The 14,751-nt window shown below is 66.9% G+C and carries 14 protein-coding genes; all 14 read right to left on the bottom strand.

Going from position 1 to position 14,751, the window contains the following annotated elements; translation table 11 throughout:
* The 14 genes from AB4Z24_RS08250 to AB4Z24_RS08185 all read right to left on the bottom strand — a co-directional run bounded on the left by AB4Z24_RS08250 (position 1) and on the right by AB4Z24_RS08185 (position 14,750).
* A complete protein-coding gene (locus AB4Z24_RS08250; protein WP_441707338.1) occupies positions 1 to 1,203 on the bottom strand; it encodes a TrbI/VirB10 family protein in 1,203 nt (400 codons plus the stop codon).
* Positions 1,200 to 2,249, bottom strand: a complete 1,050-nt coding sequence (trbG, locus tag AB4Z24_RS08245) for a P-type conjugative transfer protein TrbG (RefSeq protein WP_441707336.1) — start codon at positions 2,247 to 2,249, stop codon at positions 1,200 to 1,202. Before trbG ends, AB4Z24_RS08250 begins: the two co-directional genes overlap by 4 nt.
* The gene (gene trbF / locus AB4Z24_RS08240) at positions 2,246 to 2,929 is read right to left on the bottom strand and encodes a conjugal transfer protein TrbF (RefSeq protein ID WP_441707334.1); all 684 of its coding nucleotides are present in this window, start codon (positions 2,927 to 2,929) and stop codon (positions 2,246 to 2,248) included. The genes trbG and trbF overlap by 4 nt, the downstream gene beginning before the upstream one ends.
* Positions 2,929 to 4,305 carry a P-type conjugative transfer protein TrbL gene (gene trbL, locus AB4Z24_RS08235; RefSeq protein WP_441707332.1) on the bottom strand — a complete coding sequence of 459 codons (1,377 nt, stop codon included), beginning with the start codon at positions 4,303 to 4,305 and terminating at the stop codon, positions 2,929 to 2,931. The genes trbF and trbL overlap by 1 nt, the downstream gene beginning before the upstream one ends.
* A 4-nt stretch (positions 4,306 to 4,309) precedes the next feature.
* Positions 4,310 to 4,621, bottom strand: a complete 312-nt coding sequence (trbK-alt, locus tag AB4Z24_RS08230; RefSeq protein WP_441707331.1) for a putative entry exclusion protein TrbK-alt — start codon at positions 4,619 to 4,621, stop codon at positions 4,310 to 4,312.
* An 8-nt stretch (positions 4,622 to 4,629) separates the two neighbouring features.
* Positions 4,630 to 5,388 carry a P-type conjugative transfer protein TrbJ gene (gene trbJ / locus AB4Z24_RS08225; protein ID WP_441707329.1) on the bottom strand — a complete coding sequence of 253 codons (759 nt, stop codon included), beginning with the start codon at positions 5,386 to 5,388 and terminating at the stop codon, positions 4,630 to 4,632.
* Entirely contained in the window at positions 5,385 to 7,823 is a 2,439-nt protein-coding gene (trbE, locus tag AB4Z24_RS08220) for a conjugal transfer protein TrbE (protein ID WP_441707327.1), read from the bottom strand. Before trbE ends, trbJ begins: the two co-directional genes overlap by 4 nt.
* Before the next feature lie 10 nt (positions 7,824 to 7,833).
* On the bottom strand, positions 7,834 to 8,109 hold the full coding sequence (locus tag AB4Z24_RS08215) for a VirB3 family type IV secretion system protein (RefSeq protein ID WP_441707325.1): 276 nt from the start codon (positions 8,107 to 8,109) through the stop codon (positions 7,834 to 7,836).
* Positions 8,109 to 8,441 (bottom strand): TrbC/VirB2 family protein, encoded by a 333-nt coding sequence (locus tag AB4Z24_RS08210; protein ID WP_441707324.1) that lies wholly within the window; start codon positions 8,439 to 8,441, stop codon positions 8,109 to 8,111. Before AB4Z24_RS08210 ends, AB4Z24_RS08215 begins: the two co-directional genes overlap by 1 nt.
* Positions 8,438 to 9,415: a P-type conjugative transfer ATPase TrbB gene (gene trbB, locus AB4Z24_RS08205; protein ID WP_441707322.1), complete on the bottom strand. Its 978-nt coding sequence runs from the start codon at positions 9,413 to 9,415 to the stop codon at positions 8,438 to 8,440. Before trbB ends, AB4Z24_RS08210 begins: the two co-directional genes overlap by 4 nt.
* A gap of 171 nt (positions 9,416 to 9,586) precedes the next feature.
* Positions 9,587 to 10,009, bottom strand: coding sequence for a CopG family transcriptional regulator (locus AB4Z24_RS08200; protein ID WP_441707320.1), 423 nt, complete (start codon positions 10,007 to 10,009; stop codon positions 9,587 to 9,589).
* A gap of 10 nt (positions 10,010 to 10,019) precedes the next feature.
* Complete coding sequence (locus AB4Z24_RS08195; protein ID WP_441707318.1) at positions 10,020 to 12,005, bottom strand: conjugal transfer protein TraG; 1,986 nt, start codon at positions 12,003 to 12,005, stop codon at positions 10,020 to 10,022.
* Between the two features lie 29 nt (positions 12,006 to 12,034).
* Positions 12,035 to 13,774, bottom strand: coding sequence for a relaxase/mobilization nuclease domain-containing protein (locus AB4Z24_RS08190; RefSeq protein ID WP_441707317.1), 1,740 nt, complete (start codon positions 13,772 to 13,774; stop codon positions 12,035 to 12,037).
* A gap of 244 nt (positions 13,775 to 14,018) precedes the next feature.
* A complete protein-coding gene (locus tag AB4Z24_RS08185; protein ID WP_441707315.1) occupies positions 14,019 to 14,750 on the bottom strand; it encodes a lytic transglycosylase domain-containing protein in 732 nt (243 codons plus the stop codon).
* Between the last annotated feature and the right edge of the window lies 1 nt (position 14,751).

Below are 14,751 nucleotides of genomic sequence, written 5' to 3'. Positions count from 1 at the left end.
TCAGCCTCCGTAAGACTCGAGGACAAGATCGTGTGTAACAACGATCCGAACCGGGAACCCAGGCCGGATCGTAAGCGTCGGCGCGATACTGAGCTGGCGGCCGACGATCTGCTGGCCGATCTGGCTAGTGCTGTTGGACGCGCCCTGCTGTAGCGCGCGGGCAATGTCGCTTTCATTGCCGGAATAGCCGGCTTCCGATCCCACGCTGAGGATAGTGCTGAGCAAGGCAGCCTTGAACAACTCGCCCCAATGATAATCGACGCCATCCTCGAGACCGGCGTAGCCCTCGGCGTCGGCGCCGGGCTGGCGCTCGAGAACGATCGAGCGGCCATTGGGGAAGATCAGCCGGTTCCAGACGAGCAGCACGCGGCTTTGCCCGAAGCCAATATTGTTGTCGTATTGGCCGATGACGCGGGTGCCCTGGGGCACGACGAGAATATGGCCGGTCGGGCTGTCATAGACATTCTCAGTCACCTGGGCCGTGATCTGGCCGGGAAGATCGGAGCGGATGCCGGTGATCATCGCGGCGGGAATGACCGCGCCAGCCTGGAGGATATTCCGCGAAGCCGGCGCCTTCACGCGGTCGGGCGCCACCGTCTTGCGGTCGGGGTCGGCCGTCAGGAAGGCGGTTTGTCGATCCTGCGCCGTGGGCGTCGCTGTGGACGGCGCAAGCCCGAGATTGGCGAGCGTGGCCGCGGGCTGCGGATTGGGTGCGGAACTGATGCCCGCCGTTGCGGTGCGTCCCTCGGCGCCCGAGAACAGCTTGCTGGTTCGCGCGGCTTCGAGTTCCTGAAGCCGCCGCTGTTCCTCGGCACTCAGGCCGGGATTCGGGGCGCCGATCGCGGGCGCCGGCACGTCCTGGCCCCGGTTCTGCGCATTGAGGATCGGGCGCCCGAGATCGCCGGGCAGTGGCGGGCCGAGCTGCGGCACGCCTGTATAGTCGTGCGGCAGGCCCGCGAGACCATCCGCCGTCGCGCGGTTGTCGGTCGAGTAGAGTTCCTGCCCCGACTTGCCGGTGTGGTTCGTCTGAAGGGCATAGATCAACGCGCCGCCGATGCCGACGCTGGCGACCAGACCGATCCCGGCCAGCGCCTTGCGCGAGAGGCGGGTGACGCGCGGCGTCGCGCCACGAAGCCGCATCGGGGTAGCGGCGTCGGCGGGCGGTGCGGCTTCCTCCTGCTCGTGAGGTTCGGCTTCGCTCATGACGCCGGCCTTCCATCGTTACGGACGATCCGCACGCGCTTCTCGGACTCCTTGTCGCCGAACCGGAGTTCGGCGGCGGCGAACAGCCGATCGACGATCATGTAGTTGGCGCGCACGCGGTAGTTCACCAGCTCGGATGTCTTGCCGGAGGAGCCGACCACGAACAGCGGAGGCATCTCGCCCTGGGCGATGCCGGTCGGAAACTCGATATAGACCTGCCGTCCATCGTCGAAGGCGCGCAGCGGCCGCCAGGGCGCGCGGTCGCCCTCGATCGCGTAGCGGAAATTGATGCGGGCGAGATCGACGCCCGTGGCGACTGGCTGCGCGGCCTGAGCTTCGACATTCTGCCGGCGGAGCGCGATGAGCTGATCCTGCGGATATTGCCAGGAAACCGACGCCATGTAGGTCTTCTCGCCCGCGCGCAGCTCCATGTGGTAGGTGCGCCGGTCGGTGTTGATGATGAGGTTCGTCACCAGCTCGGGCCGTGTGGGCTTGGCCAGGATGTGGACCTGGGTGGTCGCCCCGGTCCCGCTCTGTGTGTCGCCGATGATCCAGCGCACCGTGTCGCCGGCCGCCACCGGGCCGGAGCCGACGAGTTGCTCGCCCGGCTGGAGCGCGATGTCGGTGATCTCGCCCACGGCGCAATAAACCTGATAGAGCGCGCCATCGGTGAAGGGATAGACCTGCATGGCGTTGATGAAGCCATCGCGCACCGGCTGCACGCGCGCGGCGGCGTTCGCCTGGTTGATGCGCGCGGCAGGGTCGGCCGGCTCCGGCGGCAGCTTGCCCCGCTCGACCGGCTTCAACTGGCCGGGCAGCGGCAGCGGCTTCGGCAATTCCACCACCTGCACAGGCGCCGGGGGATCGGCGGCCAGGACGGCGGGCGCCGCATTGTCGTAGGAGATCTCCGGCGGCTGGTGCGCCATGGCGCAGCCGGCAAGCGCGGATGCGGAAAGCAGCACAAGCGGCAGCGCGGAGATGCGGAAACGCGGATATGCGATTGTAAGCAAAGCCGGGTTTCCGGCAATCGGACAAGACGGCTTCATTGCCCAAGCTCCCGTGACCAGTTGATGGCGTTGACGTAGATTCCGAGCGGGTTCTTCCGCAGCGTGTCGGCGTCGCCGGGTGTCTGGACGACGACGGAGATGATCGCGGTCCAGCGCGCGGTGTCGGCGAGCGCGCCGTCCTGATAGCGGCGCTCGGTCCAGGCGACGCGGAACGAGCCGGGCGACGCCCGGATGACGCTGGAGACATCGACCGCGATCTGCTGCCGGCCGACCTTGGCGAAGGGGTCGTTGGCGCGGGCATATTCGTTGAGCGCGACGGCGCCGGTCGAGGTCGTGAAGTCGTAGGCGCGCAGCCAGTCCTGGCGCACGATGACCGGATCGGCTGGGATGCTGCGCACTTCCTCGACGAAGCGCGCAAGGTAGAAGGCGATCTGCGGGTCGCTCGGCGTGTAGCCGGCTTGTGCCGGCGCCACGGCTTGCGCCTGACCGAGACGATCGACCTGCACGACCCAGGGGACGACCGTGCCGCGCGCCGTCTCCCAGACCAGCGCGGCGGCGAAGCCGGCCGACAAGGCGAGCGAGCCGAACGCCATGAAGCGCCAGTTGCGGGCCTGCACGCGGGCCGAGCCGATGCGGTCGTCCCAGGCTTGGGCGGCCCGCTGATAGGGTGTCTCGGGCTGGGGTGTCTTGCCGTAATGCGCGGCGGGTCGTTTGAACATCAGCGGTCGCCTCCGGAAAGATTGACGGAAGAGCCGCCGCTGTGTCCGTCACCGGAACGGACGGCATGGGCGGCGGTCTGGACGCCATGCGTGATCTGCTGGGAGCGCTTCATGCGCTTCGCCCAGGCGGGCGTACCGGCGGCGGATGACCCGTCGGTCGATGTGCCGGTGGCGGATGTATTGCTGGCGGCCTCGGCTTCGCCGCCGACCGTGCCCATCGTCGAGGCGCCGCCCGTGTCTCCGGCCGCCGATCGGGCGCCTTCGGCGAAGCTCGATTTCATGCTGTCGGCGGCGCGGCCCACCGCGCGGCGCAGCGGCGAGGTGGCGCTACCGAAACCGGCGCGTGCAACCCCTCCAAGGCCGGAGGCGACGCCGGCCGCGCCCGACTGGCCGGCTGCGCCCAGGCTGTAGGCGGTCGAGGCGCCGCCCGCCATCGAGGCGCCGGCACGCGCTGCGGCGGCAGCTCCGCCGACAAGGGCAGCTCCGCCAGAGGCCGCAGCACCAGCGGCAGCGGCGCCAGCCGCGACAACACCGCCGGCCGCCATGCCGACACCGATAGCGGCGCCCGCGCCGAGTTGCGGGCCGCCCGACACCAGGCCGTTGGCGATGCCGGGACCGAAGATGCCAAGGCCGAGCAGCGACAAGGCCGCAAGCACGATCGTCATTGCGTCGTCGATGCTGAAGTGCGTGCCGTTCGCGGTGGTGAATTGCGAGAACAGCGTCGATCCGATCCCGACGATCACGGCCAGCACCAGCACCTTGATGCCGGAACTGATGACGTTGCCGAGCACGCGCTCGGCCATGAAGGCGGACTTGCCGAACAGGCCGAAGGGGATGAGGACGAAGCCCGCGAGCGTGCTCAGCTTGAATTCGATGAGCGTCACGAAGAGCTGGATGGCAAGGATGAAGAAGGCGAGCAGCACCATCACCCAGGCGAACAGCAGCGCCGCGATCTGGATGAAATTCTCGAAGAAGGAGACATAGCCCATCAGGCCGGAGATCGAAGCGAGCAACGGCCGGCCCGCATCGAGTCCGACCTGCGCGATGCGACCGGGCCGGAGGAAGTCGGCGGCCGAGAGGCTCGATCCGGCGGCTTTCAGGCCGAGGCCGGAAAAGGACTCGAAGATGATCTGGGCGAGATTGTTCCAGTTGGAAATGATGTAGGCGAACACGCCGACGAACAGCGTCTTCTTGACCAGGCGTGCGATGATGTCGTCGTCCGCGCCCCAGGACCAGAACAGCGCCGCGAGCGTCACGTCGATGACGATCAACGTCGTGGCGATGAAGCCGACCTCGCCTCTGAGAAGGCCGAAGCCGCTGTCGATATAGGTCGTGAAGGTGTTGAGGAACTGGTCGATGACGCCGGTGCCGTGCATGGTTCTATCGAGCCTCCGGCTTGGCGGGGGCGATCGGCTCGGGCAGCCTGGCCTCGGGGCGCGCATCGGGCGCGAGGAAGCGGCCCCGGTTCTCGGCCCAGGCGCGCAGGCAGGCAGCGTCGTGTGCGCCGGCTTCGCCGAGGAGCTGGCAGCGGATCAGCTCGTCGCGCAGCGGATCGGTGTTGGGTTCAACAGCGGACGGCACGCTCGCCTCGGTCGGCGCCGTCCCCTTGCGGGTCATGTCGATCACGGTCGCGGTGATCGCGAGCGCGACGAAGATCACAGCGCCCAGCCGGGCAAGCGTTTTCCCGTCCATCGCCAGCCTCAGTTGCCGTGGAACATCTGGACGTTGCCGGGCTGGTAGCCGACGCCGGGCGTGAGGAAGGTGGAGAGCTGCGTCGCCCCCTGGTTCTGGTTGGTGGCCTTGGCTGCGTCGATGAGCGCACGGGCGCGACCGTTCGCTGCCTCCAGGGCGATGAGGTCGGAGAGCTGCTGCGAGATTTGAACGAGAAGCTGGTTGTTCACCTGAGCGGCTTGCAACGCTCCCGTCGCGGACTGGCTGGACGCCCCGAGCGTCGTCACCGTGGCGCGGTTGGTCGTGATGTTGCCGACCACCGTGGCCTGCATCCGCATCGCGTCCTGCAAGCCCGAAACGGATGTCTGCCAACGCTGCTGCGCCTGTGCGATCATCTGCTGCTGGCTGAGGTTGAGATTGATCGCGCCGTAATTCTGGGTGAACGCCTGGTCGATCGACGAGACGCTGTAGGCGATGCGCTGGGCCTGGCTGATGAGCTGCTCGGTGCGCTGAATCTGGCTGGTGATGGTCGAGACCAGCGAATAGGGCATACTCGCGAGGTTTCGGGCCTGATTGACCAGGGATTGGGTCTGGTTCTCGATCTGTTGAATCTGATTGTTGATCTGCTGAAGCTCGCGCGCGGCGGTCAGCACGTTCTGCACATAGTTGGTCGGGTCGAACACCGTCCATTGCGCGGCGGCCGGCGTCGCCAGCATCGGTGACAGCGCGACGGGAACGGCGAGTATGGACGCGGCGAGCAACGCTCCACGCGAGCGACGGACAATCATGACGGTATCTCCAGGTTGGTGAGATCGGGAATGAGGTCGGCGGCCCAATCGACCTGCCGGTGGCGGAGCCAGGCCGCGAGGAATCCATCGCGGCCATGCTCGGCGAGGATGCGGGCGATATCGGCCTGGTCGGTCTTCGACGAGGCGGCGCACAGCGCCAGCGCCACGTCCGACAGGCCCAACTCGAACAGGCGATTGCCCCTGCGGCTCTGGCAGTAGTAATCGCGTTTGGGCATGGCCCGCGCGATGATCTCGATCTGGCGGTCGTTGAGGCCGAACTGCCGATAGATGCGGGTGATCTGCGGCTCGATCGCCCGCTCGTTGGGGAGGAGGATGCGCGTCTGGCAGCTCTCGATGATCGCGGGCGCAATCGGACTCCCCTCGATGTCCGACAGGCTCTGCGTGGCGAAGATGACCGAGGCGTTCTTTTTCCTGAGGGTCTTCAGCCATTCGCGGAGCTGGCCGGCGAAGTCGTCGTCGTCGAGCGCCAGCCATCCCTCGTCGATGATGAGCAAGGTGGGCGAGCCGTCGAGCCGATCGTCGATGCGGTGGAACAGATAGGCCAGCACGGCGGGCGCGGCGCCGGTGCCGACAAGGCCCTCGATCTCGAACGCCTGGACGGACGCCTCGCCGAGATGTTCGTCCTCGGCGTCGAGCAGCCGTCCGTAGGGACCGCCGACGCAATAGGGCCGCAGCGCCTGTTTCAGATCGTTCGACTGGAGCAGGACGGTGAAGCCGGTGATCGTCCGCTCGCTCGCGGGCGCGCTGGCGAGCGAGGTCAGCGCCGTCCAGACATGCTCCTTCACCTCCGGCGTGATCGTCACGCCTTCGCGCACGAGGATCGCGACGATCCAGTCGGCGGCCCAGGCCCGCTCATAGGTGTCATGGATGCGCGCGAGCGGCTGGAGCGCGACGGAGGTCTCGGAGCCTTCGGTCAGGCCGCCGCCGAGATCGTGCCAGTCGCCGCCCATCGCCAACGCGGCGGCACGGATCGAGCCGCCGAAGTCGAAGGCGAAGACGTGAGAGCCGCGATAGCGGCGGAACTGGAGCGCCATCAGCGCGAGCAGCACGGATTTGCCGGAGCCGGTCGGTCCGGCGATGAGTTGATGCCCGACGTCCCCGACATGAATGGAAAACCGGAACGGGGTGGAGCCTTCGGCCTTGCCGTAGAGCAAGGGGGGCTCACCGAAATGCTCGTCCCGCGCCGCGCCCGCCCACACCGCCGAGAGCGGGATCATGTGGGCGAGATTGAGCGTGCTGACCGGCGGCTGCCGGACATTCGCGTAAACGTGGCCCGGCAAGCTGCCGAGCCAGGCGTCGGCCGCGTTGACGGTCTCCGGCATGGCCGTGAAGTCGCGGCCCTGGATGACCTTCTCGACCATCCGCAGCTTCTCGGCCGCGACACGCGGATCGTCGTCCCAGACGGTGACGGTCGCCGTCACATAGGCTTGGCCGGCATAGTCGGCGCCCAATTCCTGAAGGGCGAGGTCGGCATCGGCAGCCTTGTTGGAGGCGTCGGTATCGACCAGCACCGACGCCTCGTTGGTCATCACCTCCTTCAGGATCGCGGCGATCGACTTGCGCTTGGCGAACCATTGCCGCCTGATCCTGGTGAGCAGGCGGATCGCGTCGGTCTTGTCGAGCAGGATCGCGCGCGTGCTCCAGCGATAGGGAAAAGCGAGCCGGTTGAGATCGTCGAGCAGCCCCGGCGTCGTCACTGTCGGGAAGCCGACGATGGTGAGGATGCGCAGATGCGCGTTGCCGAGGCGTGGTTCGAGTCCACCTGTGAACGGCTGATCGGCAAGCAGCGCGTCGAGATACATCGGCGTCTCGGGGACGCGCACGCGCTGGCGGTTGGTCGAGACGGTCGAGTGCAGATAGGTCAGAGTCTCGGCGTCGTCGAGCCAGGCGCACTCCGGCATGAAGCTCTCGATGAGCTGGAGGATGCGGCCGGTGCGGTCGGTGAAGCCATGCAGAATCTCATAGGCATCGACGCCCTGTGACGCCTTGCCCTCGTAGAGCCAGCTTTCGGCGCGGGCGGCGTCCTCGGCCGGCGGCAGATAGGTGAAGGTCAGGAAATAACGGGACTCGAAATGGGCGCCTTCTTCCTCGAAATCCGCCTTGCGCTCAGCATCGACCAGGGCGGACGCGGCGTCGGGAAAACGGCTCGCGGGATAGGCGCCGACGCCCTCGCGCTGCGCCTCCACGAAGATCGCCCAGCCGCTCCCCAATCTGCGGAAGGCATTGTTGAGCCGGCCGGCGACGGCGATCAGCTCGGCCGCGACGGCGCTGTCGAGATCGGGACCGCGAAACCGCGCCGTCCTTTGCAGCGAACCATCCTTGTTGAGCACGACGCCCTCGCCGACGAGGGCGGCCCACGGCAGGAAATCCGCGAGGCGGGACGAGGCGCGGCGATATTCGGCAAGGTTCATCATGGCCGCACCTTCAGACCGACAAGTGGCTGGGGATGCGCAGATGCCGGCGCACGACATCGACGAATTGCGGGTCGCGCTTGGCGGCCCACACGGCGGCGAAATGCCCAATCGCGCCGATGCCGATCCCGACCAGCCAGAGGCGCAGGCCGAGGCCCAGCGCCGCGGCGATCGTGCCGTTCAGGATGGCGACGGAGCGCGGGGCGCCGCCGAGCAGAATGTGCTCGGTCAGCGCGCGATGCACCGGCACGGTGAAGCCGGGGATGGTCTCGTCGAGCGCGCCGGCCATCACACCAGCGCCCCGCCGCCGAAGCTGAAGAACGAGAGGAAGAACGAGCTGGCGGCGAACGCGATCGACAGGCCGAACACGATCTGGATCAGCCGGCGGAAGCCGCCGCTGGTATCGCCGAAAGCCAGGGTCAGGCCCGTCACGATAATGATGATGACGGCCACAACCTTGGCGACCGGCCCCTCGATCGACTGCTCGATCTGCTGGAGCGGCTGTTCCCACGGCATCGACGAGCCGGAAGCGTAGGCGGCCGGAGCGAGCAGGATGCTGAGCGCGGCGGCGGATATTGTGGTCGCGATCCTGCGGCGCAGAGTGGACAGGCGGTGGATCATGCGGGGTCTCCTGTGGCTGGGACTGCGGGGGTGACGCGGTAATCGCCATCGCCGCCGAGCCCTTCGACGCGCGCGAGTTCGGCGAGGCGGCGGGCGGAGCCACGGCCGGCGAGGACCGCCACGAGGTCGATGGTTTCCGCGATCAGCGCGCGCGGGACCGTGACGACGGCTTCCTGGATGAGCTGTTCGAGCCGGCGCAGCGCGCCGATGGCGCTGCCGGCGTGGATGGTACCGATGCCGCCGGGATGGCCGGTGCCCCAGGCTTTCAGGAGATCGAGGGCTTCGCTGCCTCGCACCTCGCCGATCGGGATGCGGTCGGGGCGCAGGCGAAGCGAGGAGCGGACAAGATCGGACAACGAGGCGACGCCATCCTTGGTCCGCATGGCGACGAGGTTGGGCGCGGTGCATTGCAGCTCGCGCGTATCCTCGATGATGACGACGCGATCGCCGGTCGTCGCCACTTCCGCCAGCAAGGCATTAGTGAGCGTGGTCTTGCCGGTCGAGGTGCCGCCCGCGACGAGAATGTTGGCGCGGGATGCGACGGCGCGGCGGAGGATATCGGATTGCTCCGCCGACATGATGCCGGCGGCCACGTAATCCAGCAGGGTGAAGACAGCGACGGCGGGCTTGCGGATGGCGAAGGTCGCCGCCGTGACGACGGGCGGCAGCAAGCCCTCGAACCGTTCGCCGGTGCCCGGCAACTCGGCTGACACGCGCGGACTACCCGCGTGAACCTCGGCGCCGACATGGTGCGCGACCAGGCGGATGATACGTTCGCCATCGGCCGGTGACAGCCGCTCACCCGTGTCGGCGAGCCCTTCGGAGAGCCGGTCGATCCAGAGCCGCCCATCGGGGTTGAGCATCACCTCGACGACTTTGGCGTCTTCCAGGAACCGGGCGATGGCCGGGCCGAGGGCCGTGCGCAACATGCGCGCGCCCCGGTTCATCGCCTCCGAATTCTGGTGAGAAACCATCTCGTCCCCGTTCCTTGTTCGGGACCGCGCGAGGACGGCCCTGGGTCGGGGATGAGTAGAAGAGGCAAGAAATGGGGCGAGGCAACAACCGGAATGTGATCGTCGTAGTGTAGCGTAGAAAAACAGGCTGTAGGTGGAATCGGTCGATACTTGAGATCGACGCCCGGACGCTTATTCGGGTGCGGGTGCGCCCGATATGTCCTCGGAAATCTCCTGGCGCAGCTTCGGCCCCTTGGCGAGTCGGCGACCGAGCGCATTGACGAAAGCGTCATAGCGTTCGCCGGCCTTGGCGCGCGCGGCGGCCTGGGCCGGCTCCGGCAAGGGGGGATTCGTGGTCAGCCAGAACCGCACGAAAACGGCCAGCGTTTCGACGGCGATGCCGAGATCGCGTTCCATGCGGGTCATGCGGCGATCAAGCTGGTCGAGGCGTTTGGCCGTGGCCGCTTCCTGCCGCTCGGCGGCATCGGGCGACAGGAAGGATGCAATCGCGGCCTCGGCGATCAGCGAACGAGACTGGTCGCGGCGCGCGGCATAGTCCGCGAGCGATTTCATCACGTCGGAGTCCAGATAGACGGAAAGGCGCTGCTTCTTCATCGGCCGCGCCTCACATATCCAGTCCGTCGCCGCGATCCAGCGGAGCCTGGCGCGCGACGCTCTGCATGATCTCGCGCATCCGACCGACGCGGGCGGCATCGTCCGGCTCGTCGTCATCGAGGTCGGCTGCAAATTGGTTGTCGAGCGGCTCCTTCTTCTCGACGGTTTCCATGTGGTTCAACTCAGGTTGCCGGCGGCGTTCCGATCCGGTCGGATCATCGTCGTCTTGCTGCGTGGCTCGATCGGCAGCGGGCAATTCCGGCGCCGGGGGCATCGGCAGCGCGCTCCAATCGTCGGGCCGTGGCTTGTCCGGCCGGGTCGGCGCTGGCGGCGGCAGGATACGTTCCTGAAAGCGTGGGTCTTCGTAATAGCGCGCCTTCTTTGCCCGGATCGGAGCCAAGCCCGCAACCATGACGATCTCGTCGGCTGGCGGGAGCTGCATCACCTCGCCGGGGGTAAGCAGCGGGCGGGCGGTCTCCGAGCGCGACACCATCAAATGGCCGAGCCAGGGCGAGAGGCGATGGCCGGCATAATTCTTCATCGCCTTCATCTCGGTCGCGGTGCCCAACGCGTCGCTCACCCTTTTCGCCGTCCTTTCATCATTGGTGGCAAAGCTGACGCGCACATGACAATTGTCGAGGATCGAATTGTTCGGGCCGTAAGCCTTTTCGATCTGGTTCAGCGACTGCGAGATCAGAAAGGATTTGATTCCGTAGCCCGCCATGAAGGCCAATGCCGACTCGAAGAAGTCGAGCCGGCCGAGCGCCGGAAACTCGTCCAGCATGAGCAGCAGGCGATGGCGTCCCGCCTTGGCCTGCAAATCTTCCGTGAGCCTGCGCCCGATCTGATTGAGGAGGAGCCGGATCAGCGGCTTCGTCCTGTTGATGTCGCTGGGCGGCACGACGAGGTAGAGCGTCGCCGGGCGCGCGCCGCCGACAAGATCGGTGATCCGCCAGTCGCAGCGGCGTGTCACCTCGGCGACGACAGGATCGCGATACAATCCCAGGAACGACATGGCGGTGCTGAGCACGCCGCTCCGCTCGTTGTCGGATTTGTTGAGCAGCTCGCGCGCGGCCGAGGCGACGACGGGATGGACGCCGGCCTCGCCGAGATGGGGCGTTTTCATCATTGCCGCCAGCGTGGATTCGATCGGGCGCTTCGGGTCCGACAGGAAAGCGGCGACGCCCGCCAGCGTCTTGTCTTCGCCCGCATAGAGGACGTGGAGGATCGCGCCGACGAGCAGCGCGTGGCTGGTTTTTTCCCAATGGTTTCTTTTCTCTAACGACCCTTCTGGATCGACGAGAATATCCGCGATATTCTGCACGTCGCGCACCTCCCATTCGCCGCGCCGCACCTCCAGCAACGGATTGTAGGCGGCGGACTTCCGGTTGGTCGGATCGAACAGCAGCACGCGGCCGTGCCGTGAGCGGAAACCGGCGGTGAGCTGCCAGTTCTCGCCCTTGATGTCATGCACGATGGCGCTGCCCGGCCAGGTGAGCAGCGATGGGATCACGAGGCCCACGCCCTTGCCCGATCTCGTCGGCGCGAAACACAGCACATGCTCAGGACCGTCATGGCGCAGATAGGCGCGCTCCAGCTTGCCAAGCAGCACCCCGTCCGGCCCCAGCAGGCCGACATCATTCACCTCGTCGGGCTGCGCCCAGCGCGCCGAGCCGTAGGTCTCGACAGTCTTCGCCTCGCGCGCCCGCCAGACCGACATGGTAATCGCAGCAGCGATCGACAGGAATCCGCCCGACGCCGCGATATAGGCTCCGTGAACGAAGATCGCGGGTGCATAGGCGTCATAGAAATACCACCACCAGAAGAAGGCAGGCGGGTAATAGACGGGCATTCCGAGCAGCCGGAACCACGGCGCTCCAAGCTGTGTCTGGAAGCCGAGTTCCCAGGCCGTCCATTGCGTCGCGCCCCAGGTCGTGAACAGGACGATCAACGAGACGACGATGATCGGACCCCAAAGGATTTTCGTGGCAGGCATGGTCGTGAACTCCTTTTCTGAAAGCGGCGCTACAGGCCGAGTCCGCGCTTTCGTCCGAAGCCCCAATCGATGCCGCCGTCGCCGCGCGCGACGCCCGAGACGTGGCGGCCGAGCTGCTTGTCGAGCGAGGGCGTCCAGGGCACGAGCTCGAAGCCAAGACCGTCGTCGATCATGGCGAAGCGGCCCGAGCTGAGGGCGAAGCGTCGGCTATAGGTGCCGGCGACATATTCACCGGCGGCGGATTGGGTGAACGAGCGTCCGGTCTCTGCGGCGAGCTTTTCGCCGAGCGTTTCCATCTCGCGCCGCCGCAAGGTGTCGATCAGGTTGCGGCTGAAGATTACGCTGCGGCCATGCCGTTCGGCGAAGCCCTGTTCGATCAGGCGCTCGGCGCGGCGCTCCATCGCCATGCGTACCTCGGCACCGAAGCCGGCTTCGCCTAGCGTGGCCGGCTCGCGCGCGATGGCCTGGCGGTCGAGCCAGGTGGCGCCCGACGCCGTAACCTGCGCCTCAATGTCGAGGTCGGAGCGGACGGCGAGCGCCACCCGTCGCCGGCCCTGCGCGTCGTCGAACTTGCGCAGCTCGACGATGGAGCCTGGCGCGCTGTCGCCGGCAGCGTCGAGATCGGGAAACTTGATGTGGTGGGTGCGCCCGTCCACACCATCGACCACGGCGTAGGCCGTGCCCTTCAGCTCGTCGTCAAGGCCACGATCCACCAACCGGCCGACGATGGGATCGTCGAGGCTCTCACCCGCCAGTACATAGTTCGCGGCACCTTGCTCGATGCCGCGCTCGGTGAGACCACGATGCATGCGCTTGATAATGTCGCCGCGTTCACCCAGCTCGCGCAAGGTTGCTTCGGCCTTCTCCGACAGCGCCCATTGGCCGGGACCGATCGGGTCGGCAAGGCCGAGGGATTCGAGCTTGCGCAACCGACCGACTTTGAGGGCATGGAATTCGTCAGGCTGCCTATCGGGATGCGGCGCCATATCGATGACGCCGGTGCGATAGCCGTCGCGCGCGAGCTGGCGGTCGAGATTGGTCCAGCGTTCGGTTTCGACCTGGCTCTCGATCGCGCGGCGAATTTCCTGATCGGTGCGCGGGCCGAGTTCCTGGGTGATGAGGTCGCGCGCCCGGTCGCGCATTCCTTCCTTGATATAGTCGCGCGAGATGACGAGGTTCTCGCCGTCGTCGCGGACGCCTCGCACGATCAGATGAACGTGGGGATGTTCGGTGTTCCAGTGATCGACGGCGACCCAATCCAGTTCGGTCCCGAGATCCTTCTCCATCTGCCCGACCAGATCGCGGGTGAAGGATTTGAGGTCCGCCATCTCCACCGCATCGTCCGGCGACACGATGAACCGGAAATGGTGGCGGTCGTCATCGCACCGCTCGGCGAAGCTGCGCGCGTCCGCATTCTCGGTCTCCGGCCCGAATAGCCGGGCCTTTTCTCCATCGCGGGTCACGCCTTCGCGGCGGAGATAGTTGAGATGGGTGGCGAGCGGCGCACTGCGTCCGTTGTTGCGGACGACGCGCGCCTTCACGACGGCGCCACGCGAGCGCGAGGTGATAAGCCGGTTGGCCTGCACGGACGCGCGCTGGCCTCGGCCGAAGCGGGAGCGATGGCCGGAGCTGATCGTGCCTTTCCGCGAGACCGTTCCGCCGGCCCTTTGCGCGGCAGCGAGCGCCTGGGCGATGAACGGCCTGGCTTGCTGCGCGTGGGTGGAGCGGATGCGGCCAAGCCGGATGCGGAAATCGTCCTCGCCAGTCATGGCCGGGACCCCGCACATCGCGCGATGACGTTGAAATAGCTGCGAAAGCGCCGAGGGCGCAGGCTGCGCCCCTCGGGCGTACCTCGCGAAATCGTCGCGTAAGCCCTTGAAAAACCACAACCGCCCAAGGCCGCACATCGCGGCCCTTTATCCTGCCATCGGTCGGTTGTGTTTGCTGTCTCCGTCCTTTCTGCCCTCCAGAGCACGACATGCCACGCCAGAGCACGATCTGAGGCCCCCGCCATTATCGCGGCCTCCCGGCATCGGTGCGTGTGACGAAGAGGCCATCCTGACGCGGCGTGTCGGCGGGAATCTCGCGCACTGACGGTGCGGTCGGCGTGTCGTTCGGGCGCGCGGCGATCTGCACGGGATCGGCATTGGATGGAGTATCCCTTCGCGCGACGAACAGCGGTGCGCGGGTCCATGACAGCGGATCGGCGGCAGCGGCGATGACCGGATCGGCCATCTCGCCGCCGCCGACTACCGGCGCGAGCGCGGCCAGGTAGGCGCGTGTCTCGGCGGGCAATGGTCGTCCCGCCGTGAGATATTCGTCGTAGCGGCGCGGCCCGGCATTGTAGGCGGCAAGGAAGCCCGGCGCTCCGTAGCGATCGTGCAGTTCGCGGAGATAGGCCGCACCTGCCTGGATGTTATCGTGCGGATCGTAAGGGCCGCCGCCGAGATGATAGCGGATGCGCAAATCCGCCCATGTGTCGGGCATGATCTGCATCAGCCCCATCGCGCCGGCAGGCGAGATCGCGCGCACCGCCTCGGCGCTTTCGGCACGCATGACGGCGCGTATCCAGGCGACCGGGATGCCGAAGCGGCGAGATGCCTCGGCGATGAAGTCGGCATAGGAGCCGGCCTGTTGCTGTCGCGTCGGCGGCATGTCCTGCGCCATCGTGACGGTGGGCCAAGCAGCAGCAAGGGCGCAGCCGGAAAGGAGAAGGATGGCGGAGTGACGGCGGCGGATGTGCATG

The sequence above is a fragment of the Hyphomicrobium sp. 2TAF46 genome (assembly GCF_052114865.1).
In the GTDB taxonomy this organism is placed as follows: Bacteria; Pseudomonadota; Alphaproteobacteria; order Rhizobiales; family Hyphomicrobiaceae; genus Hyphomicrobium_B.
Note: the sequence above shows the minus strand (reverse complement) of the source record. Positions and strands in the feature narration are given on the sequence as shown.